The sequence below is a fragment of the Sutterella sp. genome, from assembly GCF_030539355.1.
Taxonomy (GTDB): Bacteria; Pseudomonadota; Gammaproteobacteria; order Burkholderiales; family Burkholderiaceae_F; genus Sutterella.
On sequence record NZ_JAUNSF010000032.1, the window covers coordinates 22,812 to 25,514 of the forward strand.

The window sequence follows — 2,703 nt, forward strand, 5'->3', positions numbered from 1 at the left end:
AAGCCCTGGCTCGAGAGCGACGCGCCGAAGCTCTTCCATGACGCGAAGTCCGCGCTCCACGCGCTCGCCGCGCAGGGCGTGCGCACGGGCGGCCGGATCGACGACGTGATGCTGATGGACTACACGCTCGAGGCGCACCTGAAGCACGAGCTCGAGCGCGTGACGTACCGCGCGCTGCTCCGCCAGATCCCCGCCCGCGAAGACGTCTTCGGCAAGGGCGCGAAGCGGCGCACCTGGCGCGAGACGGAGCCCGCCGACACGGCGAGGCTGCTCGCTGACGAGGCCGCCGCCGTCCGCGCGGCCGGTTCCGTGCTCATGTCGCGCATCGAGGCCGACGCGACGCTCGGTCCTGTCTACAAGGAGATCGAGCGGCCGCTCCTGCCGGTGCTCTTCCGCATGGAGGCGCTCGGCATTCCGCTCGACGCGACGCTGCTCGCCAGGGAGTCGGCCGAGCTCACCGGCCGCATCGAGACGCTCGCCCGCGAGGCCGAGGAGGCCGCGGGCAGGAGCTTCAACCTCGCGAGCCCGAAGCAGCTCGCCGAGATTCTCTTCACGGACCTCGGCATCCCGGTCGTGAAGAAGACCGCCTCCGGCGCCCCCTCCACCGACGAGGAGGTGCTCACCGAGCTCGCGCTCAACTATCCGCTCCCGAAGATCATCCTCGAGCACCGCCGTCTCACGAAGCTCAAAAGCACGTATCTTGACAAGCTTCCCGGCATGATCGACCGCGACGGCCGTGTGCACACGACCTTCGGCCAGGCCGTGGCCGTCACGGGGCGCCTCGCGAGCTCGGACCCCAATCTGCAGAACATCCCGGCCCGCACGGCCGAGGGCCGGCGCATCCGCGAGGCGTTCCTCCCGCGTCCGGGCTGGACGATCGTCGACGCGGACTACTCCCAGGTGGAGCTGCGCATCATGGCGCACCTCTCGCAGGATCCGGCGCTGCTCGCGGCCTTCGCGCGCGGCGAGGACATCCACCGCTCGACCGCGTCCGAGGTCTTCGGCGTGCCGCTCGACAAGGTGACGCCCGACGAGCGCCGCATGGCCAAGGTGATCAACTTCGGTCTCATCTACGGCATGAGCGCCTTCGGCCTCGCGCAGCAGCTCGGCCTCGACCGCAAGGTGGCCGCGGCCTACGTCGACCAGTACTTCCAGCGTTTCCCCGGCGTGAAGCGCTACATGACCGAGACGCGCGGCATCGCCGCCGAGCAGGGTTATGTCGAGACCGCCTTCGGCCGCCGGCTCTGGATCCCCGAGATCCGCAGCAGCCGCCCGATGGTGCGCGCCGGCGCCGAGCGCGCCGCGATCAACGCGCCGATGCAGGGCACGGCCGCGGACATCATCAAGCGCGCGATGATCGCCGTGGACGCCTGGCTCGCGGAGGAAAAGCTCGAGGCGAAGCTGCTGCTCCAGGTGCATGACGAACTCGTCCTCGAGGTTCCGCCCGGGGAGGTCGAGATCGTGAAGACAAAGCTCCCCGAGATCATGGCCGGCGCGGCGACCCTTTCGGTGCCGCTCATCGCCGAGGTGGGCACCGGTCCCAACTGGGGCGCGGCTCACTGACGCGGGGATCGGGAATCAATGCAGGCGGGGCGGTCTCTCTCAGGCCGCCCCTGTTTTTTCCGCGATCCCGGCCTCGACGAACTCGCAGAGCGCGGCGGCCGCAGGGCTGATGAGGCGCTCGGTGGGAAAGACCGCCCAGACCTCCAGAACGGGAAGCGTCCACCCGGGGAGCACATGTACGAGCTCGCCCTGTTTGAGGGGCCCCGTCACGGCGAGGTCCGGCAGGCAGGCGATGCCGCGTCCCCGCAGGGCGGCGGCGAGCGCAAGCTGCGCGCTCGTGAGCGCGAGCATCGAGTCGACGTCGATGCGCTTCGTCTCGCCGGCTCGGGCGAGCGTCCAGCGGTCCCGTTCCCCGAGGGCGATTAGCTCGTGCCCGGCGAGCGCTTCCGGGGTCTCCGGGGCAGGGTGCCGCCCGAGGTATCCGGGCGAGGCGCAGAGCAGACTCCGGCATTTTCCAATCGCGCGGACCGCGGCTCCCGGCCTCGGCACGAGGCCGACCTCAAAGCCGATGTCGATCCGGGACTCGACCAAGGGGACGAGCGCCGCGGAGGCGATGAGCTCGATCCGGAGCGACGGGTGCAGATCCTGGAATTCCTCGAGACGTCTCGCGAGCATGAATTCGGAGATGGCGAGCGACGCGGCCACGCGCAGCGTCCCCGAGAGGGGCGCGTCGTGCCTTCGCCTCGAGAAGATCGCGTCCGTCGCGGCAAGCGCCTGCTCGGCCTCGCGCAGCACCCGCTCGCCTTCCGCGGTGAGCGTCACGGAGCGCGTGGTGCGGTTGAAGAGCCTTACGCCGATCGCGTCCTCGAGCTCGCGGATCGTTCGGGTCGCGGCCGCGCGCGAGGTGCCGAGCCGCTCGGCCGCGCGGGTGAAGCTGAGCGTCGCTGCAACGTGACGAAACGTGCGCAGTGCATTGATCTGGTCCATGGTGTCCTGCCGAAGAATTAGGAAAAAATTAGGAATTCCAGCCGGTTACGCTTTATTAAACTTTGATGCCGCAAAAGTTCAGTTTCCGAACTAAAATGGATGCCGTACAGATCCTGAATACGTTTCCCAACAAAGGAGGAGACCATGACCAAGATCTCGCGCAGAACGATCCTCGTCGGCGCAGCGGCCGTTGCGGTGACGATTCCCCTGACC

At 68.6% G+C, this 2,703-nt stretch carries 3 protein-coding genes; 1 reads left to right on the top strand and 2 read right to left on the bottom strand.

The window, feature by feature from the left end; genetic code table 11:
• Positions 1 to 1,563 (top strand): DNA polymerase I (gene polA / locus Q4F91_RS06535; protein ID WP_303335966.1); only part of this gene is annotated, 1,563 nt, incomplete at its 5' end.
• Positions 1,564 to 1,602: 39 nt separating this feature from the next.
• Here the strand turns inward: polA and Q4F91_RS06540 are convergent.
• Together Q4F91_RS06540 and Q4F91_RS06545 are read right to left on the bottom strand one after the other, a co-directional pair.
• Complete coding sequence (locus tag Q4F91_RS06540) at positions 1,603 to 2,490, bottom strand: LysR family transcriptional regulator (protein WP_303335968.1); 888 nt, start codon at positions 2,488 to 2,490, stop codon at positions 1,603 to 1,605.
• A gap of 17 nt (positions 2,491 to 2,507) precedes the next feature.
• The coding region (locus Q4F91_RS06545; RefSeq protein WP_303335970.1) for a hypothetical protein at positions 2,508 to 2,703 on the bottom strand (196 nt) is incomplete at its 5' end.